The organism is Curtobacterium sp. MCBA15_009 (genome assembly GCF_001864895.1).
Classification (GTDB): domain Bacteria; phylum Actinomycetota; class Actinomycetes; order Actinomycetales; family Microbacteriaceae; genus Curtobacterium.
In genome coordinates this window covers 68639-92895 of record NZ_MJGO01000040.1, presented here as the reverse complement: position 1 = coordinate 92895, position 24257 = coordinate 68639, and the positions used below count along the sequence as shown (strand labels likewise).

Below are 24257 nucleotides of genomic sequence, written 5' to 3'. Positions count from 1 at the left end.
ATTGCATCATGACCCGGTCAGCAAGCCGACCAGGCACGAGGTCAATCAATAAATTGGCATTGACAATGTGCACGCTGTTGAGTTCTCAAGGACCAGACGCACTTGCTCCTCGGCTCGAGTTCGAGCTTCAGCCACAAGGCTTGTGTACTTGGCTTGCCACCGGTCGTTCGTCGGACCAAGAGGTCCAGTGGCTCATCCCGAGGGGAGAGAACCGGTGGGCTTGTCATCCTAGGCGTCGAAGCGATCCGGCGCAAGGCCTGATCTGAACTTCAGTGGAGGATGGTCCCGCTTGAGGGCCGGCATGCTCTGGGCTTTCGCTCCAGCCGCTCCGCCGCACCTTTGGGGTGACGAGTAAGAACTATACGCAGCCCTGAGCGAGTGCGCCAAGCCAGCTCCCATCCCGGGCGTGTCGCCTTGTGCAACACCCGGTGCCGGAACGCAGCGATGCCCGGTCCCACGCGGGGAACCGGGCATCGTCGAGCGTCGGACGTCAGGCCAGCGTCACACCGGCGAGGGTCTTCTTGCCACGGCGGAGCACGAGGACTCCCCCGGGCAGGGCGAGGTCGGACAGCACCGCGGCCGGGTCCTCGGCCCGGGCGTTGTTCACGTACACCCCGCCCTGGTCGATCGCGCGCCGCGCTTCGCCGAGGGACTTCACGAGTTCGGTCTCGACCAACGCACGGGCGACGTCGGCACCGGGGTCGAGCGTCACCGATCCGGGCAGCTCGGCGATCGCCGATCGCAGGGTGTCCGGGTCGAGGGCACCGAGCTCACCGTTGCCGAACAGCGCCGCCGCGGCGTCGATCGCCGCCTGTGTGGCCTCGACACCGTGGACGAGCGAGGTCACCTCGAAGGCCAGGGTGCGCTGGGCCTCGCGGCGGAAGGGTTCGTCCGCCACCGCCTGCTCGAGCCGCTCGATCTCGGCACGGGACAGGAACGTGAACTCCCGCAGGCGGGCGATCACGTCGGCATCCGCCGTGTTGAGCCAGAACTGGTACAGCGCGTACGGCGAGGTCATCTCGGCGTCGAGCCAGATCGCGTTGCCCTCGCTCTTGCCGAACTTCGTGCCGTCGGCGTTCGTGATGAGCGGGGTCCCGAGGGCGTGCACCGTGGCGCCCTCGGCTCGCCGGATGAGCTCCGTCCCCGAGGTCAGGTTGCCCCACTGGTCCGAGCCACCCGTCTGCAGCGTGCACCCGTACTGCCGGAAGAGCTCGCGGTAGTCGAGGCCCTGCAGGATCTGGTAGCTGAACTCGGTGTAACTGATGCCCGCGTCGGAGTTCAGCCGCGCGGCGACGGCGTCCTTCTTGAGCATCGAGTTCACGCGGAAGTACTTGCCGACGTCGCGCAGGAAGTCGATGGCGGACAACGGCGCCGTCCAGTCGAGGTTGTTCACCAGCCGCACGCCGTTGTCACCGTCCGGGCTGAGGAACCGCGAGACCTGTCCCTGCAGACGGGACACCCACTCGGCGACCGTCTCGCGGGTGTTCAGGGTCCGTTCGGCGGTCGGACGCGGATCGCCGATGAGCCCCGTCGACCCCCCGACGAGCGCGAGCGGCTTGTGCCCCGCCAACTGCAGCCGGCGCATCGTCAGCAGCTGCAGGAGGTTGCCGCAGTGCAGCGACGGCGCGGTCGGGTCGAAGCCGCAGTAGTACGTGATCGGGTCACCGTCGAGGGCCGCTTGCAGCGCGGCCTCGTCGGTCGAGACCTGCACCAGACCGCGCCACCGCAGTTCGTCCCACACGGAGTCGAAGGTGGGGTCGTTCTGCTGGCGCGTCAGGACGTCGTGGGAGGGATCACTGGACACCCAGCCATCGTACCGGCGGCGCGCCACCGCCGGCGCCGTCGACCGGGAGGCCCGTGGTCGCGTTCACGGGTCGAGGGCGCGCTTGTGCCGTCGGTACGTCGACACCGTCGGGTCACCCGTCAGCCAGAACCGCCAGGGGTAGCCCACCCCGCCGGCTATGCCGGCGACGCCGGTGCGGGGTCCGCGCGAGATCCGCAGGACCGGACCGCCCGTCGCCGGACCGGGGAGCGTCTCGGACAGGAGGTCCTCGACGAGGCGAGCCGGGCCGGCGGAGGCGATCCGGGCCTCCAGACCGGGTGCCAGGGCGAGCACGAACGGACCGGAGCCGTCGAGCAGCGAGGTCCCGTCGTCCTGCCCGAGGACCGCCCCGAGGGCGCTGCCGAGGTTGCCGGGGCCGCGAGCCAACGCGACCTCGGTGACGGACGGCCCGCGGCGTGCACGGGCGACGTCGAGACCGTCCACGACCCGGGCCCCGCGGAGGAGCGATCCCGACGACGTGCCCACGGGCGCGCTCACCACGTTGACGCAGGTGTGGATGCCGTACGAGCGGTACGCGTACAGGGTGCCCGGCGAGCCGAACAGGTGGCGGTTGCGCTCGGTCGGCCCGCGGTGCCCGTGCGAACCGGGGTCGGTGGGGCCGGAGTAGGCCTCGACCTCGGTGATCCGGATGGTCACCCCCCGCCCCGTCACGGTCGCGCCGAGCAGGGCGGGTGCGACCGTCGGCGCGGGCTCGGCGAGCAGGGCGAGGAGACCGGCGGTCATCGCGAGAAGGGAGCGCCCGCCGCGATGTCGTGGACCCGACGCGTGACCGCGGCGAGCTGCTCGGCGACGCGGTCCGGGGCCGTGCCGCCGACGCCCGCACGGGACGCGACGCTGCCCTCGATCGTGAGCACCGTGCGGACCTCGGGCGTGAGGTGTTCGGAGACGGTGCGGTACTCGTCGTCAGACGGCTCGTCGAGCTCGATGCCGCGCTCCTCGCAGTACCGGACCAGCGCGCCGGAGACCTCGTGCGCGTCGCGGAAGGGCACGCCCTGGCGCACGAGCCACTCGGCGACGTCGGTCGCGAGCGAGAAGCCCTGCGGGGCGAGCTCGGCCATCCGGTCGGTGTCGAAGGACAGCGTCGCGATCATGCCGGTGAAGGCCGGCAGCAGCACCTCGAGCGTGGCGACCGAGTCGAAGACGGGCTCCTTGTCCTCCTGCAGGTCGCGGTTGTAGGCGAGCGGCAGTCCCTTGAGGGTCGCGAGGAGCCCGGTCAGGTTGCCGATCAGGCGCCCCGACTTGCCCCGGGCGAGCTCGGCGATGTCCGGGTTCTTCTTCTGCGGCATGATGCTCGAGCCGGTCGAGAACGCGTCGTGGAGCTGGACGAAGCCGAACTCCTTCGTGTTCCAGAGGATGACCTCTTCCGACAGCCGCGAGAGGTCGATGCCGATCTGCGCGAGGACGAACGCGAACTCGGCGACGACGTCGCGGGCGGCGGTCGCGTCGATCGAGTTGTCCGCCGGGCGGTCGAAGCCGAGCTCCGCGGCGATGGCGGCGGGATCGAGCCCGAGCGAGCTGCCGGCCAGCGCACCGGCGCCGTACGGGCTGACGCTCGCCCGGCCGGCCCAGTCACGCAGGCGCTCGAGGTCGCGGACCAGCGGCCAGGCGTGCGCGAGCAGGTGGTGGGCCAGGAGCACGGGCTGGGCGTGCTGCAGGTGCGTGCGCCCGGGCATGATCGCGTCGGGGTGCTCGGTCGCCTGCTGGGTGATCGCGTCGACCAGGTCGATCACGAGCCGCCCGATGCGCCGCCCGTGGTCGAGCATGTGCATGCGCCCGAGGGTCGCGATCTGGTCGTTGCGGCTGCGGCCGGCGCGGAGCTTGCCGCCGAGCTCGGGGCCGAGGTCCGCGATGAGCAGGCGTTCGAGGGCCCCGTGGACGTCCTCGTCGGAGTCGTCGGGCTGCAGCGTGCCGTCGGCGTGCGCCGCTCCGAGCCGGTCGAGGCCGGCGAGCATGCGCTCGAGCTCGTCCGCGGTGAGGTACCCGGCCGTGTGCAGCGCGCGGGCGTGCGCGCGGGACCCCGCGATGTCGTACGGCGCGAGCTGCCAGTCGAAGTGCGTGGACTTCGACAGGGCGGCGAGGGCCTCGCTCGGGCCGTCGGCGAAGCGGCCGCCCCAGAGGGCACCGGTGTTGGTGGCGTCGGTCTTCTCGTCGGTCATGTCGTCCTGCGTCGTCCTGGTCGGAGTGGGGCTGTCGGTCGGGGTGGGGCTGTCGATCGGTGCGGGTGCCACGTCGGGTCGGGCTGGTCGGGCCCGGCCGGCCGCGTCGCGTCGGCGCGTCCGGACGATTTGGTGGTCAGTTCGCCCGGTCGCGTCGTGCGGCGATCCGGCTCGGCAACGACCAGAGCTCGGAGAAGCCCTTCGACAGGGAGTGGTCGAACGCGTCGTCGCCGTCCGAGGCGAGGTCGAAGTCGTAGAGGCTCTGCTCCGAGCGGCGACCCGTCACCGTGACGAGACCGCCGTGCAACCGCAGCCGGACGTCGCCGGACACGTGCTGCTGGGTGTGGTCCACGAAGGCGTCGAGACTGCGCTTCAGGCTGCCGAACCAGAGACCGTCGGACACCAGGTCGGCCCACTCCGACTCGACGCCGCGCTTGTAGCGGATGACGTCGCGCTCCAGGGTCAGCCGTTCCAGGTCCTCGTGCGCCGCGATGAGCGCCGTCGCACCGGGGGCCTCGGCGATCTGACGGGTCTTGATGCCGACGAGTCGGTCCTCGACGACGTCGAGCCGCCCGACGCCGTGCTTGCCGGCCACGGCGTTGAGCTCCTGGACGACGCGCAGCACGCTGAACCGCTGCCCGTCGATCGCCACCGGCACCCCGCGCTCGAAGGTCACGGTGACCTCGTCCGGCTCGCGGGGGGTCGCCGGGTCCTGCGTGCAGGCGTACAGGTCCTCGTCGGGTGCGGACCACGGGTCCTCGAGGAACCCGGTCTCGACGGCCCGACCCCAGAGGTTCTGGTCGACGGAGTACGCACGCTCGCTGCCCGGGACCGGCAGCCGGTGCTCGGCCGCGTACGCGACGGTGCTGTCCGGGGTCAGCGCGAGGTCCCGGACCGGTGCGACGCACCGCAGGTCGGGGGCGATCGCCGCGACCGCCGCCTCGAAGCGGACCGGGTCGTCACCCGTCCCGCTGCACCCGTGGGCGACGGTGCCCGCGCCGAGCTGGGTCGCGGTGAGCGCGAGGTGCTTCGCCACCAGGGGACGGCTCAGCGCCGCCACCAGCGACGACCGTCGGAGTGAGAGCGCGTTGGCCTTGAGTGCTGGCACCACGTACTCGTCGGCGAACTCGTCGCGGGCGTCCACCACGATCGACTCGACCGCGCCGCACTCCAGTGCCCGCGCGCGGACCGCGTCGAGGTCCTCGCCGCCCTGCCCGACGTCGACCGCGAGCGCCACCACGTCCTTGCCGGTGGTGTCGCGCAGCCAGCCGACCCCGACGGAGGTGCCGAGGTCACCGGAGTACGCGAGGACGACGCGGTCTGCCATGCGGTGCGTCCCTACGCCGCGGTGGTCGCGGCGCCCGCGGTGGTCGCGGTGGTGCTCGCGGCGACCGCGCTGGTCGCGCTCGTCGCGCTGCCAGCGGTGGTCGCGCTGCCCGCGGTGGTCGCGCTGGTCGCGCTGCCCGTCGTGTTCGCGGCGAGGAGCCAGGCGAGCAGCGCCTTCTGGGCGTGCAGGCGGTTCTCCGCCTCGTCCCAGATGATGCTGCGCGGTCCGTCGATGACCTCGGCGGTGACCTCGTAGCCGCGGTCCGCCGGCAGGCAGTGCATGAACACGGCGTCGTCCGCGGCGTGCGCCATGAGCTCGTCGTCGACGCGGTACCCGGCGAAGGTGTCGAGGCGCGACTGCTTCTCGGACTCCTTGCCCATCGAGACCCAGGTGTCCGTCACGACGACGTCCGCGCCGGCGACAGCGGCCACCGGGTCGGTGACGACGAGGACGGACCCGCCGGTGACGGCCGCGCGCTCCTCGGCGTCGGTGACGACCTGCGCCGCGGGGGCGAAGGCGTCCGGGGCGGCCACCCGCACGTGCATGCCGGCCGTCGCACCGGCGAGCAGGTAGGACTGCGCCATGTTGCTCGCGCCGTCGCCGATGAAGGCGACCGTCTGGCCCGCCAGGGTGCCGCGGTGCTCACGGATGGTGAGCAGGTCGGCGAGGAGCTGGCACGGGTGGAAGTCGTCCGACAGCGCGTTCACCACGGGGACCGTCGTGTCGGCCGCCATCTCCTCGAGACCGGCCTGGCCGTAGGTGCGCCAGACGATCGCCGACACCATGCGCTCGAGCACGCGGGCGGTGTCCGACGGGGTCTCCTTGCCGCCGAGCTGGCTGTTCGCCGTCGAGATGATGAGCGGGCTGCCGCCGAGGTCGGAGATCCCGACGTGGAAGGACACCCGGGTGCGGGTCGACGACTTGTCGAAGATCACCGCGACGCTCTGCGGACCGGCGAGGGGCTTCTCGGCCCAGCGGTCGGCCTTCATGCGGTCGGCGATGTCGAGGATCGCGGACTGCTCGGCCTGGCTGAGGTCGTCGTCCCGGAGGAAGTGGCGGGTCATGCGGAGGTCTCCTGGCTGGTGGTGCCCTGCTCGGCGGCGACTGCGGCCAGGCTCTGCCCGAGGATCGACAGGAACGCGTCGATCTCGGCGTCGGACACGATGAGCGGCGGCGCGATGCGCAGGCTCGATTCGTTGGGGGCGTTGATGATGAGGCCGCGCTCGAGCGCAGCGGCGTTGACGGCTGCGCCGATCGGGCCGGTCAGCCCGACGCCGATGAGCAGACCGGTCCCGCGGACCTCCTCGACGAGCGGGGAGCCGATCGCGCGGATGCCGGCGCGGATCCGCTCGCCCTTGGTGACGGCACCGGCGACGAGGTCGGCGCGCTCGATTTCCTCGAGTACGGCGTTCGCGACCCGGGTGCCGAGCGGGTTCCCGCCGAAGGTCGAGCCGTGCTGCCCGGCGGAGAACAGGTCGGACGCCCACCCGAACGTGACGAGGGCACCGATCGGGAACCCGCCGGCGATGCCCTTCGCGACCGTGATCGCGTCGGGCGTGATGCCGTGACCCTGGAACGCGAACCAGTTGCCGGTGCGGCCGACGCCCGTCTGGATCTCGTCGAGGACCAGCAGCGCGCCGTGCTCCTCGGTGAGCCGACGTGCGGCGAGCAGGAACCCCTCGGGCAGGTCGACGACGCCGGCCTCGCCCTTGATCGGCTCGAGCACCAGGGCGGCGACGGTGTCGTCGATCGCCGCTTCGAGAGCCTCGATCGAGGTGTCGACGTGCTCGACCCCCGGCACCATCGGCAGGAAGTCCTCTTGCAGGGCGGGCTTGCCGGTGAGCGCGAGGGCGCCCATCGTCCGGCCGTGGAAGCCCTGCTTGAGCGCGAGGATGCGGGTCTTCCGGCCGTCGGCACCCTTGTTCAGGCGGGCCAGCTTGAAGGCGGCCTCGTTCGCCTCGGCACCGGAGTTGCCGAAGTACACCCGACCGGCGTCGCCGGCACCGCTGATGCGCTTCAGGCGCTCGGCGAGCTCGAGCTGGGGCGGCGTGGCGAAGTAGTTCGACACGTGCACGAGCTTGGCCGCCTGGTCGGCGATGGCCCCGACGAGCGCCGGGTGCGCGTGTCCGAGCGAGTTCACGGCGATGCCGGCGAGGAAGTCGAGGTACTCGTTGCCGTCGACGTCCCACACGCGGCAGCCCTCGCCGCGCTCGAGCATGATCTTCGGCGGGGTCAGGGATCGCATGAGCGACGCCCCGAACCGGTCGTTCCAGGTCTGGGTCTGCGTCTCGGTGCTCACGGCTGCTGTCCCTTCTCGGTCGCGCCGGCCACGTGTTGGCCGGTGCTGCTGTCGATCGACGGCGACGCCACGCGGCGGCCGATCTCGGCGTGGGTCATCTGGTTCTCGGTGCGTCGGCTCGGGTCCGGGATCACCTCGGTGCCCGCACCCCGCAGGGTGAAGACCTCGAGCAGGATCGAGTGCGGGATCCGGCCGTCGATGATGGTCGCGCCGCCGACACCCCCGACCACGGCGTCGAGGCACGCGGTCATCTTCGGGATCATCCCCGACTCGAGCGTCGGCAGCAGCTCGCGGAGCTCCTCGACCGCGATGAGGTCGACGATCGAGTCACGGTCGGGCCAGTTGCGGTACAGCCCGGGGACGTCCGTGAGCATCATGAGCTTCGAGGCGCGGAGCGCGATCGCGAGCGCACCGGCCGCCGCGTCGGCGTTCACGTTGAGCGCCTGGTCCGGGTGCGCGTCGTCGATCGCGATGCTCGAGACCACCGGGATCCGGCCGGCCTCGATCGCAGCGAGCACGCCGGACGGGTCGACGTGGGTGATGTCCCCGACGTGCCCGAGGTCGTACTCCTGCCCGTCGACGACCACGCCCTTCTTCTCACCGGTGAAGAGTGAGCCGCCGTCGCCGAACACGCCGACGGCCAGGCCCTCGCCGTGCTCGTTCACCAGGTCGACGATCTCGCGGTTGACCTCGCCGGCCAGGACGTCGCGGACGACGGTGATCGCCTCCGTCGTCGTGACGCGGTACCCGCCGCGGAACTCGGACTCGATGCCCTGCTCCTTCAGCGCCGCGGAGATCTGCGGCCCGCCACCGTGCACGACGACGGGGTGCAGCCCCGCGTAGCGCAGGTAGACCATGTCCTCGGCGAACGCGCGCTTGAGGTCCTCGTTCACCATGGCGTTCCCGCCGAACTTGACCACGACGATCTTGCCCGAGAACCGCTTCAGCCAGGGCAGCGACTCGATGAGCGTCGCCGCCTTGACCGCGGCGAGCTCGTGCTCTTCCTGCTTGTTGAGGTCGCCCATCAGCTGGAGTACGCGCTGTTCTCGTGCACGTAGTCGTGCGTGAGGTCGTTGGTGAGGATCGTCGCCGCGTGCGTGCCGACCCCGAGGTCGATGCGCACGTGGGTGTCGCGCGGGGTGAGGTCGACGGTGTCGCTCGGCTCGTCCGGAGCGCCGGCGTGGCAGACCCGCACGCCGTTCATGCTGACGTCCACCTGGTACGGGTCGAACTCGGCGTCGGTCGTGCCGATCGCCGCGAGCACCCGGCCCCAGTTCGGGTCGTTGCCGAAGACGGCCGCCTTGAACAGGTTGTTGCGGGCGACGCTCCGACCGACGGTGACGGCGTCGTCCTCGGAGGCGGCGTGCACGACCTCGATGGTGATGTCGTGGGCCGCACCCTCGGCGTCCTGCTGCAGCTGGCGGGCGAGGTCGGCGCACACGGCGGTCAGCGCTTCCTGGAAGTCGCCGACCTCGGGCGTCACACCGCTCGCACCGGACGACAGCAGCACGACGGTGTCGTTCGTCGACATGCAGCCGTCCGAGTCGACCCGGTCGAACGTGGTGCGGGTGGCGGCGCGGAGCGCCTGGTCGAGCTGGTCGGGCGTCTGCACGGCGTCCGTCGTGATGACGACGAGCATCGTCGCGAGACCGGGCGCGAGCATGCCGGCACCCTTCGCCATGCCGCCGATGGTCCAGCCGTCCTCGGTCACGACGGACTGCTTGGGCTTCGTGTCCGTCGTCATGATGGCCGTCGCCGCGTCCGGTCCGCCGTCGTCGCTGAGCGCCGCGCTCGCCAGGTCGACGCCGCGGAGCACGCTGTCGCGGAAGGTCTGGTCGCCCACGCCGATGAGCCCGGTGGAGCAGACGACGACGTCGCCGGCCCCGATGCCGAGGGCGTCGCCCACGGCCTCGGCCGTCAGGTGCGTGGTCTGGAAGCCGAACGGGCCGGTGAAGCAGTTCGCACCACCCGAGTTGAGGACGACGGCGCGGACGACGCCGTCCCCCACCACCTGGCGGGACCAGATGACGGGGTGCGCCTGGGCGCGGTTGCTGGTGAAGACCGCGGCCGCGGCCGCGTCGGGCCCGTCGTTGACGACGAGCGCCACGTCCGGCTTGCCGCTCGCCTTGAGACCGGCGGTGACGCCGGCAGCGCGGAAGCCCGCTGCCGCGGTGACGCCCTGGAGGCCCGGCTCGGTCTGGGTGGTCGTGCCTGCGTCGGTCACGGTGCGACTCCGTCCACGCTGAGGCCCGTGGTCTCGGGGAGACCGAGGGCGATGTTTGCCGACTGGACGGCGGCGCCCGCCGTCCCCTTGGCGAGGTTGTCGAGTGCGCTCACCGCGACGACGCGGCCCGCGGACTCGTCGACGGCGATGCCGACGAGCGCGGTGTTCGCACCGATGGTGTCGGCGACGCGGGGGAACTCCCCCTCCGGCAACAGGTGCACGAAGGGCTCGTCGGCGTACGCCTGCTCCCACGCGAGCCGGACGTCGCGCGCGCTGACGCCGGGCGAGAGCTTCGCGGTCGTGGTGGCGAGGATGCCCCGGGACATCGGCACGAGGACCGGCGTGAACGAGATGGTGACGTCGGACGCGCCGGCGACCTGCAGGTTCTGCTGGATCTCGGGGACGTGCCGGTGGGTGCCACCGACGGCGTAGGCGCTGGCGGACCCCATGATCTCGGACGCCAGGTAGGTGTTCGCGAGCTTCTTGCCGGCACCGCTCGGGCCGACGCTCAGCACCGCGACGATGTCGTCGGACTCGACGAGCCCGGCCTGGATCCCCGGCTGGATGCCGAGCGTGACCGCGGTCACGTTGCACCCGGGGACCGCGATCCGCTTCGCACCGACGAGACCGGACCGCTGCTTGCCCTGGGCGGCGATGTCGTCGACGTCCCGCCACTCGTCGGCCGAGCCGGGGGTGGGCGCCGCGAGCAACAGCTCGGGCAGCCCGTAGGTCCAGGCGCCGAAGTACTCGCCGCCGTAGAACCGCTCCCACGCCGCCGGGTCCGTCAGCCGGTGGTCCGCGCCGCAGTCGATCACGAGGGCGTCGTCGCCGAGTTCGGCGGTGATCGCACCCGACTGGCCGTGCGGCAGCGCCAGGAACACCACGTCGTGCCCGCGGAGGTTCTCGGCCGTCGTCTCCACGAGGGTCAGGTGCGACAGCGACCGCAGGTGCGGCTGCGTCGCGATCAGGGGCTGGCCGGCGTTCGAGAACGCGGTCACCGTCCTGACGTCGAACTCGGGGTGGGCGGAGAGCACGCGCAGGAGCTCACCGCCCGCGTAGCCGGAGGCTCCCGCCACGGCGACGGATACGGACATGGGATTCCACCTTTGGTCGGACTGGTCGTCGAGGAGTCGGAGGCGGCGACCCCGGGCGGTGCTGATCCCGTCGTGGGTCAGTCGCGCAGGGTCGCCCCGAATCGCTCGCCGGCACGTCGGACTGCGCCGTCGCGGGCCTCGGTGGCCTCGGCAGCGGTCAGCGTGCGGTCCGTGGCGCGGAACCGCAGGGCGAACGTCAGGGACTTCTGTCCCTCGTCCACACCCGTGCCCCGGTAGTCGTCCACGAGCCGAGCATACTCCAGCAGCTCTCCCGCGCCAGAGCGCACCGCATCGAGCACGTCACCGGCGGGGACGTCCGTCGCGACGACCAGGGAGAGGTCCTGCGTGGCCGCCGGGTACGACACGATCGGCGCGACCGCCACGAGTTCCGGCGCCGCGGCGACCAGGGCGTCGAGGTCGAGTTCGACGACCGCCACCACCCGGGGCAGCACGGCCGCCTCGGACAGTTCGGGCAGGAGCTCGCCGGCGACACCGACGACCGCTCCGTCGACGAGCAGCGACGCCGCACGGCCGGGGTGCAGCGACGGGTGCGTCGTCTGGGCGACGGTCAGCTCGACACCGACCGCCCAGGCGACCTGGCGTGCCGCGTCGACGGCGTCCGCGATGCCGTACGGCTCGGCGGGCACACCGGGCTGCTTCACGACGCGGTTGCCGGTGAGGAGCGCGGTGACGTGGAAGGGCTGCGCGGGCAGCGAGGCGTCGAGCGCCTCGAGCGTCGCGCGGTCGGGCAGCGCCCCACCGGCCGGCACGTCGGCGGTGCCGAGCGTCTCGCCGGCGGCCGGCAGGAAGACGCGCGAGGTCTCGTAGAGCGCGACGTCGACGAGGCCGCGGGACACGTTGCGACGGGCGGCGTCGACCAGCGCGGGGACCCCGCTGCGGCGGAGCAGATCCTGCTCGCTGTCGAGTGCGTTCGCGAGGACGACGCTCGGGCCGCCCGCTGCGTCGATGCCCGGGTACGCGGCCTGCGTCGGTGCGGACACGAAGGGTGCGGTGACGACCTCGACGAGCCCGGCGGCGGCGAGGGCCGACGCGACGCGACGGCGGGCCTGCTGGTGCGCGGTGAGGCCGCGTCCGGGCGGCGCGACCGGCAGGACGCTCGGGATCCGGTCGTACCCGACGATGCGTGCGACCTCTTCGACCAGGGTGGTGTCGTCGGTCAGGTCGGGGCGCCAGGTGGGCGGCGTCACCGTGAGCAGGTCACCGTCGACGTCGACCGTGGCGCCGAGCGCGCGGAGCGTGTCGACGACCTCGGCGTCGGTGTACGCGACACCGATGAGTTCGGACGGACGAGCGAGTCGCATCGACACGGTGGGGCGCGGGGTGGTGTCGACGAGGGTCGAACCGAGTGCATCGGCGGTGCCGCCGGCCAGGTCGACGAGGAGTTCGACGGCCCGGTTCGCCGCGGCCTCGGCCACGAGCGGGTCGACCCCGCGCTCGAAGCGTCGGGACGCCTCGCTCGGCAGCTTGTGCCGTCGAGCGGTGCGGGCGATCGAGACCTGGTCGAAGCCGGCGGCCTCGATGAGGACGTCGGTCGTCGTGGCCGAGATCTCGGTCCGCGCACCGCCCATGACACCGGCGAGCCCGACGGGGCCGGCGTGGTCGGTGATGACGAGGTCCTCGGGGTCGAGCTTGCGGACGACGCCGTCGAGGGTCTCGAGGGTCTCGCCGACCGTGGCACGACGGACACCGAGCCCACCGTTCACCGTCGCGAGGTCGTAGCCGTGCAGGGGCTGCCCGAGTTCGAACATGACGTAGTTCGTGATGTCGACCGGCAGGGAGATCGACCGCACGCCGGCCAGTGCGAGACGCGAAACCATCCAGGACGGTGTCTTCGCGGTGGGGTCGATGCCGCGGACGACCCGGGTGACGAAGGTGCTCGCGCCGATCCGGCCACGGATGGGCGCCTGATCGTCGATCGTCACCGGGAAGCCCTCGCCGGTGCGGGGTGCGACGCGGTCGACCGGGTCGTGGAAGCCCGCGCCCGTGGCGTGGGCGTACTCGCGGGCGACGCCGCGCATGCTCATGACGTAGCCGCGGTCGGGCGTCACGTTGATCTCGACCGCCGCGTCGTCGAGGCCGAGGAGGGCGATCGCGTCTGCGCCGACGGGGGGCTCCATGCCGAGGTCGGCGAAGCGCAGGATGCCGTCGTGCTCGTCGCCGAGGCCGAGCTCGCGAGCCGAGGCGATCATGCCGTCGGACACGTGCCCGTAGGTCTTGCGGGCCGCGATCGGGAACGGGCCGGGCAGCACGGCACCGGGGAGCGTGACGACGACGAGGTCGCCGACGTCGAAGTTGTGCGCACCGCAGACGATGCCGCGGGGCTCGGGTTCGCCGACGTCCACCTGGCACCAGTTGATGGTCTTGCCGTTCTTCTGCGGCTCGGGCACGCGCTCGAGCACCCGGCCGACGACGACGGGGCCGGTCAGGTCGAAGGTGTGGACGTCCTCTTCCTCGAAGCCGACCGACACGAGCGCCGCGTGGACGTGCTCGAGGGTGACGTCGTCGGGCAGGTCCACGGACTCGCCGAGCCAACGGATTGGGACGCGCATCAGACCACCGTTCCGAACTGCTGCGAGAAGCGGATGTCGCCCTCGAGGAAGTCACGCATGTCGTTCAGGCCGTTGCGGAACTGCAGCGTCCGCTCGATGCCCATGCCGAACGCGAAGCCCTGGTACTCGTCCGGGTCGATGCCGGCGGCACGCAGGACGTTGGGGTTGACCATGCCGCAGCCACCCCACTCGACCCACCGCGCGCCGCCCTTGGCGTTCGGCTGCCAGACGTCCATCTCGGCACTCGGCTCGGTGAACGGGAAGTAGTTCGGGCGGAGTCGGATCTGCGCCTCGGCGCCGAACATCTGCCGGGCGAAGTGCTCGAGCGTGCCGCGCAGGTGCGCCATCGTCAGGCCCTTGTCGATCGCGATGCCCTCGACCTGGGTGAAGACCGGCAGGTGCGTGGCGTCGAGCTCGTCGGCGCGGTACACACGACCCGGGGCGATGACGTAGAGCGGGAGGTCGCGGGACAGCAGCGACCGCACCTGCACCGGCGAGGTGTGGGTGCGCATGACCAGGTGCCGGTCGACGGGCTCGACGAAGATCGTGTCGGCCATCGCCCGGGCCGGGTGGTCCTGGTCGAAGTTCAGGGCGTCGAAGTTGAACCACTCGTGCTCGAGCTCGGGGCCTTCTGCCACTTCCCACCCCATGCCGACGAAGATGTCCGCGACGGCTTCGTTGAGGAGCGAGAGCGGGTGACGCGAGCCGGTCGGGCGGTGCGTCGGCAGCGCGGTGACGTCGACGCGCTCGGCCTCGAGCCGGGCACGCTCCTCGGCTTCGGCGAGGACCGACTCCTGCTCGGCGATCGCCGCGTTGAGCCGCCCGCGCGCCTGCCCGACGAGCTTGCCGGCCGCGGCCTTCTGCTCCGGCGGCACGCTGCGCATCGACGCGTTCATCCGAGCCAACGGCGACTGCTCGCCGGTGTGCTCGGCCCTGGCCTGCTTCAGCTCGGCGACCGTCGTCGTGGCACGGACGGCCGCGAGGGCCTGGTCCACCGCGTCGGCGACGGCCGATTCGCTGATCTCGAGAGGTTCTGACACGAGACCCGATCCTACCGGCCGACGGGATACCACCCGTCTGCACCGAGCGGACTGTGGATCGTCGGTGCCGACGAGCGGCCTGTGCAGGAGTGTCAGCTCCGGAGCGCGAACGCCGACTCGTACAGGCAGACCGACGCCGCGGTGGCGAGGTTCATCGACTCGGCCTGCCCGTAGATCGGCACCTTCACCGCGCGGTCGACGAGGGCGAGGTCCTCGGCGGTGAGGCCGCGGGCCTCGTTGCCGAACACCCACGCCGTCGGTCCGTCGAGCATGCCCTCGGCCCGGACCACCGGCAGGTCGTCGCCCGAGACGTCCGCCGCGAGCACCGTGTACCCGAGCGCCTTGGCCCGCGCGATCGTGTCGGCCAGGGTCACGCCGACCGAGACCGGCACGTGGAAGAGCGAGCCCGTGGTCGACCGGACGACCTTCGGGTTGTACGGGTCGACCGAGCGCCCGGTCAGGACCACCGCGTCGGCGCCGGCGGAGTCGGCGGCGCGGATGATGGTGCCGGCGTTCCCCGGGTCCCGCACCTCCTCGAGGATGGCGACCAGCCCCGGCAGCGCGCCCTGCTCGGCGGAGTCCCCACGGGCCTCCAGGCCGTCGGCGACCGCACCGCGGTCCGGGAAGACGTCCTTCACCGACGTCGGGAACTGCTGGCACACGGCCACCACGCCCTGCGGCGTGACGGTGTCGGCCATCGCCTCGAGCACCTGCTCCGTGACGAACCAGGTGTCGACCGGGGCGTCGTCGAGGCCGTAGCGCGCCGCGGCGGTCGGGGTCACGTACAGCTCGCGCAGCAGTTCCGGGCCGTACTCGAGGGCTTCACGGACGGCCTGCGGGCCCTCCAGCAGGAACAGGCCGGTCTCGGCCCGGACGTCCTTCTTGGCCAGGGCCGCGACGGCCTTCACACGTCCGGCACGGGGGTTCTCGAGGAGATCGCTCACGGGTCAAGTCTAGGAACGACGAAACCCCCGCCGTGCGGCGGGGGTTTCGCGAGCAGAAGAACTGACTACGCAGCCTTCGGGGCCGAGGTGTCGGCCGGGAGGGCCTTCTTCGCGGTCTCGACGAGCGCGGTGAACGTCTCGGGGTTGTTCACCGCGAGGTCGGCGAGGATGCGACGGTCGACCTCGACGCCGGCCAGGTTGAGACCCTGGATGAGGCGGTTGTAGGTCAGGCCGTTGGCGCGGGACGCAGCGTTGATGCGCTGGATCCAGAGGCGACGGAACTCGCCCTTCTTCGCGTGACGGTCGCGGTACGCGTAGACGAGGGAGTGGGTGACCTGCTCCTTGGCCTTGCGGTACAGGCGCGAACGCTGGCCGCGGTAGCCCTCGGCGCGCTCGAGGATGACGCGGCGCTTCTTGGCGGCGTTGACCGCTCTCTTTACTCGTGCCATTGCACTATTCCTTTACGATCCGGGGGCTCAGTGGCCGAGGAGCTTCTTGACGTTCTTCGCGTCAGCCTTGGAGAGGACCTGGTCCTCGTTCAGGCGGGCCTTGCGCTTGGCGCTCTTGACCTCGAGGTTGTGACGCATACCGGCCTGCTGCTTCATGATCTTGCCGGTGCCGGTGACCTTGAAGCGCTTCTTCGACCCGGAGTGGGTCTTCTGCTTGGGCATGGAGGTGCCTTTCCGTGGGATGGATGGGGGCCGCGTCGTTGCGGGATCGGTCGGTGGGACCTATTCGGCGGGAGCGTCGGTCTGCTCGGAGCCGGCGGCCGCGTCCGCGGTCTCCTTGCCCTTCGCAGCGTGCTCCGACGCACGACGCTCGGCCTTCTGGGCAGCACGCTTCGCGTTCTGCTCGCCCTTGACGTCGGACTTGTTCTTGAGCGGGGCGATGATCATCGTCATGTTGCGGCCGTCCTGGGTCGGACGCGACTCGACGACACCGAACTCGGCGATCTCCTCCGCGAACTTCTGGAGGAGACGGACACCCTGCTCCGGACGCGACTGCTCGCGGCCACGGAAGAGGATCATCGCCTTCACCTTGTCGCCGCCGAGGAGGAAGCCCTCGGCGCGCTTGCGCTTCGTCTCGTAGTCGTGCACGTCGATCTTCAGGCGGAAACGGACCTCTTTCAGGTCCGTGTTCACCTGGTTGCGACGCGCTTCCTTGGCCTTCTGAGCGGCCTCGTACTTGAACTTGCCGTAGTCCATGATCTTCGCCACGGGCGGCTTCGAGTTCGGCGCGACCTCGACCAGATCCAGTTCGGCTTCCTGCGCGAGACGCAGTGCCATGGCGATCGGGACAACGCCGACCTGCTCACCCTGCGGACCGACGAGTCGGACTTCGGGAACGCGGATTCGGTCGTTGGTACGGGGATCGGTGATGCGGAGCTCCTTCAATCAGGTGGTGGCCGTCCGGGGCGTTTGCCCTGGACGACAGCACGAGAGAGGAGATCTGACGCACGGATCGGAACCCGTTCGGCAGCCGCCCTGCATCGGGTCCGTGGACCCGACCGACGTGTGCACCCAGTTGCCGTGCACTCGCGGAGCGGTGGTGACCCGGTAGCCTGGTGGAACGCGGCCGCGGGTGGGAGAGACTCCTCTTTCGTGACACCGTCCGAGCGCTTCAGGAAGACCTGATGGCACACGGACAGCATCTGCCGCGAGCGAGTCTAGCAGAGGAGCACCGTGACCGACACCCCGATCGACGACGAGGGCAGCGGCATCGACGCCGCACGGGACATCTCGGAGGTGCCCGCCGTCGAGCTCATCAACACCGTCGCGGTGCACCTGCTGAGCGCCGCGGCCGTCAAGGTCGGCCTCGCCGACGACCCGCAGCAGCAGACCGACCTCGACGAGGCCCGGAAGCTCATCACCGTGCTCGCCGGACTGGTCACCGCCGCGGCGACCGAGATCGGCGACCACCACGCCCGGCCGCTGCGCGACGGGCTGCGCTCGGTGCAGCTCGCCTTCCGTGAGGCCTCGGCGATCCCGGACGCCCCGGGCGCGGGCCCGGGCGAGAAGTACACGGGGCCGGTCAACTAGGCGCGGGGGCTGTTCCGCGCGTAGGGCGCCGTTCCGCGCGTAGGTGGTCGTTCCGCGCGTAGGTGGTCGTTTCGCGCGTGGGGAGATGTTTCGCGCGTAGGAGGTCGGTTCTTCCGACTGCCTACGCGCGATTCTGCTTTCCACTGCGAGTGCGATGAGACGTTCTGCGCATGGCGCGGCAGTTCGCGCGTGGTGGGTTCCTCCGGGCTCGGGCAGGTCTTCTGCGCGTCGGAGGGCAGTTGTTCCTGCCTCCTACGCGCGGAAGTGCTCCCCATCGCGGGCGTGATGGGACGGTTCGCGCGTCGTCGGGCGGTCCGATTGTGCTGGGAGCGGCCGCGCGGGAGTTCTGACCTCCGACGCGCGGAACTGCTCGCCAGGGCGGGCGGCGGAGGTGCGCGCAGGAAGGACGGGAGGCCCGTGGCGGCGTCGCCACGGGCCTCCCGTCCGGTGCCGGGCCGGGTCGGTCAGGAGCCGCTGCGCGCGACCAGGCGCGTGACGGCCGCGAGCGGGATGCCGACCCAGTCGGGTCGGTTCCGGGACTCGTAGACGACCTCGTAGACGGCCTTGTCGAGCTCGAAGGCGTCGAGGAGCTCGCGGTGTGCCGTGAGGTCCGCGCCGGTGCCGTGCTCGTAGCCGGCGAGGAAGCGGGAGCGTGCGTCCGCCGCCCACTCCCCCGCGTCGACCGGTTCCGGGTCGTGCGCCAGTGCGCCTGCCACGTAGTCGAACGACCGGAGCATGCCGGCGACGTCGCGCAGGGTCACGTCGGGCACGGAGCGCTCGGCGAGGGGGCGGAGGGGCTCGCCCTCGAAGTCGAGGAACACCCATCCGCGAGACCCGGGAGCCGCCAGGACCTGACCGAGGTGCAGGTCGCCGTGGATGCGCTGCAACTCGGGCCACGGGACCGTGGCCGCGCGGGCGTAGACGGCGCGGATGGCAGCTGCGTGTTCGGCGACGGCCGGGACCTCGCGAGCTGCCGTGTCGAGGCGTTCGTGCATCGTCGCGACGGCGGTGTCTCGTCGGTCGGGGTCAGCGGGCACGGTCGGCAACGCGGTGGCGAGAGTGCGGTGCACCTCGGCGAGCGCTGCGCCGAGCTGCTCCGCCCGGTCGCCGAAGGGGTTCCGCCCCCGTGCGTCGTCGAGGGCCACACGCCAGGCGTCCTCGAGTCCGGGCAGGAACTCCTGCGCGAAGGCGAGGTGGCCGGTCGCGGTCCCGTCCGGGCGTCCGGCGTCGGGCCAGCTGCCGCGGAGGGCACCGTAGACCTGCGGGACGCGGGAGCTGCCTGCGGCGGACAGGGCGAGCTGCGTGGTGACGTCCGGGTTGTCGCCGTGGTGCAGTACCCGGAACACCTTGATGATGACGCGCTCACCGGATGCGGTGTCGCAGATGACCGAGGTGTTCGACTGCTCCCCGGTCAGCACGCGTGCGGCGGTCACCTGTCCGATGGGACGCAGGCTGTCGGGGTCGGCATCGATGCGGCTCGCGAGTTCGGCGATCCAGGCGGTGTCGGTCGTGGCGTCGGTGATCGTCCCCTCGGGACCGCCCGTGACCGGCGACTGGTAGAGCACGGGCGCTGCCGGCGCTGCCGGGGCCTCGTCGAGGACGAGTCGGGTGCCGTCCTCCGTGGAGATCGTGCGGAGGCGCGGCACCGACCCCTTCGACGCGTACCAGCGGCGGTCGGCGATCCAGGCTTCGAGGGCGCGGTCGTCCGGCGCGTCGATGACGGCTGGGGTCGAAGGGGTTCCGGGGGCGTTGTCGAGTGGGTCTCGGGCTCCGTCGCTCATGCAGCGGAAGGTACGCGCCGAGGGCTGTCGAGGTGCCGAGTCCGCGCCGGTGGTGCTCCTCCACAGGCCAGTGAGCCGGCGGCACCGTCCACAGGATGCTCTCGCGGAGCCGAGGGCTGCACGCCCCCGGATCACACTTGCCGCATGACGAGCCGAACCGAGACGAACGACCCTCCCTGCACCGCGCCGCGTCTGCTCTGGTGCATCGACGACGACCGCGAACTGCCCACGTTCGACGGCGTCGGCAGGCGTGTGACCCGGCACGACGCGTCCGTCCTGTACGACGTCGTGTGGGACAGCCCCGACAAGGTGCTCGCGAGCGCGGGCATCGAGTTCGCCAGCTCGGACGACGACGGCGGCGTGTGGACCGTCGACCGCGGCGAGGGGCCCGAGCGGGTCGGCGGCGACCAGGACGAACCGCCGCGTGCGGCGGTCGAAGCCGTCCTGTGCGGGCGGCCGATCGAGCCGTTGTGGGTCCGGCGGGTCAGGACGGTGCTCGTGACGGTGTACGCCGACGACGGCGACCTCGGGGTCGAGGTGGGGGACGTTCGGATGGACGTCGCGGGCTGGACGTCGGCCTTCGGGGAGACCGGTGCCGAACCGCCCCACGGGAGGTGGTGGACACTCGCCGACGACCACCGCGACGCCGTCCACCGTGGCGACGGGCTCGAACGCAGGGTCGAGGCGCTCCTGACGGACGCCGCCGGGGCTCCCCCGTCGAGCACACCGCCGTCGGACGCGTCCGGAGCGCCGCAGCGGTGAACGGATCGCAGAGCGCGCGGTCGTGGTGGACGGGGTGGACGCGGTGGCTCGGGGCGGTCGTGGTCCGCTCCCGGGTGCGACGTGCCCCGCGGACGCCGTGCCCGGTTCTGCGAGGATCGGGGCATGCCGCACTACCTCGAGGACCTCGCAGCCGGTCAGACCTTCACGACGCCGGGACGCACCATCACCGAGGCGGACGTGGTGTCCTTCGCCTCGTGGACGAACGACAACAACCAGGTGCACACCGACGTCGAGTTCGCCGGGCGGACCCGGTACGGCCAGCGGATCGTGCACGGGCTGCTCGGGACCTCGCTCTGCCTCGGGCTCATCGCCCGGACCGGGGTGTTCGAGGGGTCCGCCGTGGCACTGCTCGGGATCGACCAGTGGCGGTTCGCCGAGCCGGTGTTCATCGGGGACACGGTGACCTGCGAGGTCGAGATCCTGTCGACGCGGGCGACGAGTTCCGGGAAGACCGGCATCGTGGAGCGGACCGTCACGCTGCGGAACCAGCACGGGGTCGTCGTGCAGCAGGGGCGCATGGACGTGATGGTCCTGACGCGGGACGCCGCGATCGCCTGACGGTGCACCGTCGTCTTCGGCGGCCGCGTCCACTGCGCGCACCGTCGTGGTCGACCACGACGGTGCGGCGTGCGGCGTGCGGCGTGCGGCTGGGCGGCACTCCGGTACGCGTCCGCGCGGCGCAGCGGCCCGCGCCCGGTGGAGGTCCGGCGCGTGTTCCGGCGCTCGGGCGGCAATCGTTGCCGCACCCTTTACAACGATGTACAACCACGGGAGCATTGATCCATGAGCACGCTCGACGGCACCGTCGCCGCACCTGACACCTCGCCTGCACCGACCCTCCCCCTGGCCTCACGGCAGGACGGCACGTACCCCCGGCCGCAGATGCTCCGCACGGCCTGGGCCGACCTCGACGGCACGTGGTCGTTCCGGAACGAGGGCGACGAGTCCTCGTGGCGGAACGGCTTCCCGGACGCCCGCGACATCCTCGTGCCGTTCCCGCCGGAGTCCTCGGCGTCGGGCATCGACGAGCCCGGGTTCCACCCGGTCGTCTGGTACTCGCGGCCGATCACCCACGAGGACCTGCTCGCAGCGGGGCACGACGAGCACGCGGACCGTCTCGTGCTGCACTTCGGGGCCGTCGACCACCGCGCCCGTGTCTGGATCGACGGGCAGTTCGTCGGCGAGCACGAGGGCGGGCACACCCCGTTCTCCTTCGACGTCACCGAGCTGCTCACCGGCGGCGCCCCGGACGCCGTGCACACCCTGGTCGTCCGTGCCGAGGACGACCCGCACGACCTCACGCAGCCCCGCGGCAAGCAGGACTGGCACGAGGACCCGCACGCCATCTGGTACCGCCGCACCACCGGCATCTGGCAGACGGTCTGGCTCGAGGCCGTGCCGACCGCGTCGATCGGGTACCTGCGCTGGACGAACGTCGACCACGCCACGATGCGCCTCACGGTGCGGCTGCACGGCAGACGGTCCGGCGGCGAGCGCCTCCGCGTCGAGGCGTGGTGGGACGAGCGCGGCGAGCACCTCGCGACGGTCGAGTCCACCATCGGCGACACCGCGACCGAGTTCGAGGTCGTCCTGCCGATCGCCCGCCAGACGAACGGCCAGGCCGAGGACGAACTGCACTGGACGCCCGAGCACCCACGCCTGATCGATGCCACGGTCGCGCTGCTCGCGGCGGACGGCACGCCGGTCGACGCGGTCTCGAGCTACTTCGGCATGCGCACGGTCGGGGTCGACGCGGGGACCTTCCTGCTGCACGGACGCAGCTACGACGTCCGCAGCGTCCTCAACCAGGGCTACTGGCCCGAGTCACACATCGCCGCGCCGTCGCGACAGGCCCTCCGCCGCGAGGTCGAGCTCATCAAGGAGCTCGGCTTCAACGCCGCCCGCAACCACCAGAAGATCGAGGACCCGCGCTTCCTGTACTGGGCGGACCGGCTCGGCCTGCTGGTCTGGGGCGAGGCCCCCGGTGCCTACGCGTTCTCGCCGCGCGCCGTCCAGCGGCTCATGCGGGAGTGGATGGACGCCGTCGAGCGCGACGCGTCGCACCCGTCGATCGTCACCTGGGTGCCCGCGAACGAGAGCTGGGGCGTGCAGCACATCGCGACCGACCCGGCGCAACAGGCGTACGCCCGGTCCCTCGCGGACGTCACCCGGGCGATCGACCCGACCCGTCCCGTGATCTCGAACGACGGGTGGGAGCACACCAACTCCGACATCGTGACGATCCACGACTACGAGGGGGACGGCGTGGCGCTCGCACGGACCTACGCGGACGACGCCGCCCGCGAGCGGCTCTTCTCGCGCTTCGGTCCGGCGGACCGCTGGGTCCTCGTCGGCGGGGCACGTGACGAGGGTCAGCCCGTCATGCTCACCGAGTTCGGCGGGGTGAACTACCAGCCCGGCGTCCAGCGCGAGGACGGCTGGGGCTACACCTCGGCCAGCGACGGCGACGACTGGATCGCGCGCATCACCGCGCTCTACGACGCGATCCGGGCCAGCTCGTTCCTCGCCGGCTCCTGCTACACGCAGCTCACCGACACCATGCAGGAGACGAACGGCCTGCTCAACGCGGACCGCACGCCGAAGGTGCCGATCGAGCAGATCCGTCGCGCGGTCACGGGGCGCTAGCCGGGAGGCCCGCCCCCGGTACGCAGCGGTGGTCGCGTCCGGCAGATGGACGCGCCCACCGCCGCTCCCGAGCCGAGCAGGTCGACGCACGGTCCGGTGTCCGGCCCGGTGCGTGACCGCGAGCAGGTCGCTGCGCGGTCCGGCGTCGGGCCCGGCGCTCGACCGCGCGAGCAGGTCGACCCACGGTCCCGTGTCCGGCCCGGCGCTCGACCGGGTGCGGGGCAGCTGCCGTGGTCTGGGAGGATCGGACGGGTGACGAGCGTGGCGGAGACGAGCCGGGCCTCCCGGCCGGGGGCGCACCGTCTGCTGACCGGACGGCACCACGCGTGGCGCGCACCGCTGCTGCTGTGGCTCGGCTCGCGGGTGGTGAGCACCACGCTGCTCGCGGCGGTGTACCTGCTCGCGACCGCGAACGGCTGGCCGTTCGCCTCGTACCGGCGGGACCCCTCGTTCTTCACGTTCTCCGGGTCGTGGGATGCGTCCTTCTACCGGACCATCGCGGAGCACGGGTACCCGACGACGCTGCCCCTGGACGGAGCCGGGCACGTGGCACCGAACGCCTGGGCGTTCCTGCCGGTGTTCCCGGCGGTCGTGCGTGCGCTGATGACGGTGACCGGCGGGTCGTTCTGGGTGGTCGCCGTCCTCGTCGCCACCGCAGCGGGAGCCGGGGCGTGCGTGCTGCTCTACCGCCTGGTGCTCGCGGTCGGCGACGAGCGGCGTGCGCGGTGGGCGACGGCGCTCTTCGCCTTCGGGCCGACGGGGTTCCTGCTGCAGGTGGCCTACGCCGAGAGCCTGCTGCTCGTGCTGCTCTTCGGGGCGCTGCTGGCGCTCGTGCGACGACGGTACTGGCTCGTCGCGCCGCTCGGCGTGGTGGCCGCCTTCACGAAACCGGGGGTCCTCGCGCTCGCGGTGGCCCTCGCCGTGCACCTGGTCGTCCGGTGGGTCGAGGCGCACCGGACCGGGCGGGTGGCGGCGGTGTTCCCGTGGCGGGAGCGGTCGGTGATCGTGGCCTCGGGGCTGGTCGTGGCGGCGGCGGGACTCGCGTGGCCGGTCGTCGCGTCGGCGGTGACCGGGAGGCCGGAGGCGTACCTCGAGACCGAGCTGTCGTGGTGGGTGGGCTTCGTCGGCCGGCAGCACTTCGCCCCGCTGACGCCGTGGTTCACGATGGCGACGACGTGGCTCGGTCCGCTCGGTGTCGTGCTCGTCCTGGCGGTGGTGGCCGGGGCGGTGTGGTTCTTCCGGCGCCGGGACGTCCGGGCGCTCGGCGTCGACGTGTTCGCGTTCACCGGGTCCTACGTGCTGTACCTGTTCGCGGTGTTCCTGCCGCAGCAGTCGCTGCCGCGGCTGCTCATGCCGACGGCGCCGCTGCTCGGGTCGGACGTGTTCGTCCGGACGCGGCGGCGGGCGGTGACGTGGCTGGTCGTGGGGGTGTGCCTGCAGCCGGTGGCGATCGTGCTGCTGTGGTTCCTCGGGTACCCGTGAGTGGTGCGTTGGCTGCGACGGTGCGGCGG

The 24257-nt window shown here is 71.8% G+C and carries 20 protein-coding genes and 1 pseudogene; 5 read left to right on the top strand and 16 right to left on the bottom strand.

Annotated elements, in window-relative coordinates; all coding sequences use genetic code 11:
• Window positions 1–490: 490 nt before the first annotated feature.
• The 15 genes and pseudogenes from tyrS to infC form a co-directional block, all read right to left on the bottom strand.
• A complete protein-coding gene (tyrS, locus tag BIU97_RS15765; RefSeq protein WP_071262573.1) occupies window positions 491–1804 on the bottom strand; it encodes a tyrosine--tRNA ligase in 1314 nt (437 codons plus the stop codon).
• A 63-nt stretch (window positions 1805–1867) separates the two neighbouring features.
• Window positions 1868–2566 (bottom strand): DNA-3-methyladenine glycosylase, encoded by a 699-nt coding sequence (locus tag BIU97_RS15760; RefSeq protein WP_071262574.1) that lies wholly within the window; start codon window positions 2564–2566, stop codon window positions 1868–1870.
• Window positions 2563–3999: an argininosuccinate lyase gene (gene argH, locus BIU97_RS15755; protein WP_071262650.1), complete on the bottom strand. Its 1437-nt coding sequence runs from the start codon at window positions 3997–3999 to the stop codon at window positions 2563–2565. Before argH ends, BIU97_RS15760 begins: the two co-directional genes overlap by 4 nt.
• A 136-nt stretch (window positions 4000–4135) precedes the next feature.
• Window positions 4136–5326 carry an argininosuccinate synthase gene (locus BIU97_RS15750; RefSeq protein WP_071298118.1) on the bottom strand — a complete coding sequence of 397 codons (1191 nt, stop codon included), beginning with the start codon at window positions 5324–5326 and terminating at the stop codon, window positions 4136–4138.
• A gap of 152 nt (window positions 5327–5478) precedes the next feature.
• Window positions 5479–6390, bottom strand: a pseudogene (argF, locus tag BIU97_RS15745) (ornithine carbamoyltransferase); the annotation flags it as partial.
• Window positions 6387–7625, bottom strand: coding sequence for an acetylornithine transaminase (locus BIU97_RS15740; RefSeq protein ID WP_071298117.1), 1239 nt, complete (start codon window positions 7623–7625; stop codon window positions 6387–6389). The gene BIU97_RS15740 and the pseudogene argF, both read right to left, overlap by 4 nt.
• Entirely contained in the window at window positions 7622–8650 is a 1029-nt protein-coding gene (gene argB, locus BIU97_RS15735; RefSeq protein WP_071262577.1) for an acetylglutamate kinase, read from the bottom strand. The genes BIU97_RS15740 and argB overlap by 4 nt, the downstream gene beginning before the upstream one ends.
• Entirely contained in the window at window positions 8650–9849 is a 1200-nt protein-coding gene (gene argJ / locus BIU97_RS15730) for a bifunctional glutamate N-acetyltransferase/amino-acid acetyltransferase ArgJ (protein ID WP_071262578.1), read from the bottom strand. Before argJ ends, argB begins: the two co-directional genes overlap by 1 nt.
• Window positions 9846–10943 (bottom strand): N-acetyl-gamma-glutamyl-phosphate reductase, encoded by a 1098-nt coding sequence (locus BIU97_RS15725; protein ID WP_071262579.1) that lies wholly within the window; start codon window positions 10941–10943, stop codon window positions 9846–9848. The genes argJ and BIU97_RS15725 overlap by 4 nt, the downstream gene beginning before the upstream one ends.
• Window positions 10944–11020: 77 nt before the next feature.
• Window positions 11021–13513, bottom strand: a complete 2493-nt coding sequence (gene pheT / locus BIU97_RS15720; protein ID WP_071298116.1) for a phenylalanine--tRNA ligase subunit beta — start codon at window positions 13511–13513, stop codon at window positions 11021–11023.
• Window positions 13513–14553 (bottom strand): phenylalanine--tRNA ligase subunit alpha, encoded by a 1041-nt coding sequence (gene pheS, locus BIU97_RS15715; RefSeq protein ID WP_071298115.1) that lies wholly within the window; start codon window positions 14551–14553, stop codon window positions 13513–13515. Before pheS ends, pheT begins: the two co-directional genes overlap by 1 nt.
• 92 nt (window positions 14554–14645) lie before the next feature.
• The gene (locus BIU97_RS15710; RefSeq protein ID WP_071262582.1) at window positions 14646–15497 is read right to left on the bottom strand and encodes a TrmH family RNA methyltransferase; all 852 of its coding nucleotides are present in this window, start codon (window positions 15495–15497) and stop codon (window positions 14646–14648) included.
• Window positions 15498–15562: 65 nt separating this feature from the next.
• Window positions 15563–15946 carry a 50S ribosomal protein L20 gene (rplT, locus tag BIU97_RS15705; RefSeq protein ID WP_017887975.1) on the bottom strand — a complete coding sequence of 128 codons (384 nt, stop codon included), beginning with the start codon at window positions 15944–15946 and terminating at the stop codon, window positions 15563–15565.
• A 27-nt stretch (window positions 15947–15973) separates the two neighbouring features.
• On the bottom strand, window positions 15974–16168 hold the full coding sequence (rpmI, locus tag BIU97_RS15700; protein ID WP_056120818.1) for a 50S ribosomal protein L35: 195 nt from the start codon (window positions 16166–16168) through the stop codon (window positions 15974–15976).
• 60 nt (window positions 16169–16228) lie between these two features.
• Complete coding sequence (gene infC, locus BIU97_RS15695; protein WP_083404879.1) at window positions 16229–16891, bottom strand: translation initiation factor IF-3; 663 nt, start codon at window positions 16889–16891, stop codon at window positions 16229–16231.
• 288 nt (window positions 16892–17179) lie between these two features.
• On the opposite strand from infC, the gene BIU97_RS15690 reads away from it, so the two are divergent.
• On the top strand, window positions 17180–17536 hold the full coding sequence (locus BIU97_RS15690) for a DUF1844 domain-containing protein (protein WP_071262584.1): 357 nt from the start codon (window positions 17180–17182) through the stop codon (window positions 17534–17536).
• 464 nt (window positions 17537–18000) lie between these two features.
• Here the strand turns inward: BIU97_RS15690 and BIU97_RS15685 are convergent, their stop codons facing one another.
• A complete protein-coding gene (locus BIU97_RS15685; protein WP_254783014.1) occupies window positions 18001–19317 on the bottom strand; it encodes a phosphotransferase in 1317 nt (438 codons plus the stop codon).
• A gap of 144 nt (window positions 19318–19461) precedes the next feature.
• On the opposite strand from BIU97_RS15685, the gene BIU97_RS15680 reads away from it, so the two are divergent.
• The 4 genes from BIU97_RS15680 to BIU97_RS15665 all read left to right on the top strand — a co-directional run bounded on the left by BIU97_RS15680 (window position 19462) and on the right by BIU97_RS15665 (window position 24228).
• Window positions 19462–20079, top strand: a complete 618-nt coding sequence (locus tag BIU97_RS15680) for a hypothetical protein (protein WP_071298114.1) — start codon at window positions 19462–19464, stop codon at window positions 20077–20079.
• A gap of 123 nt (window positions 20080–20202) precedes the next feature.
• Window positions 20203–20658, top strand: coding sequence for a MaoC/PaaZ C-terminal domain-containing protein (locus BIU97_RS15675; RefSeq protein ID WP_071298113.1), 456 nt, complete (start codon window positions 20203–20205; stop codon window positions 20656–20658).
• A gap of 225 nt (window positions 20659–20883) precedes the next feature.
• Window positions 20884–22746 carry a glycoside hydrolase family 2 TIM barrel-domain containing protein gene (locus BIU97_RS15670; RefSeq protein ID WP_083420989.1) on the top strand — a complete coding sequence of 621 codons (1863 nt, stop codon included), beginning with the start codon at window positions 20884–20886 and terminating at the stop codon, window positions 22744–22746.
• 252 nt (window positions 22747–22998) lie between these two features.
• On the top strand, window positions 22999–24228 hold the full coding sequence (locus BIU97_RS15665) for a hypothetical protein (protein ID WP_175472465.1): 1230 nt from the start codon (window positions 22999–23001) through the stop codon (window positions 24226–24228).
• Window positions 24229–24257: the final 29 nt, after the last annotated feature.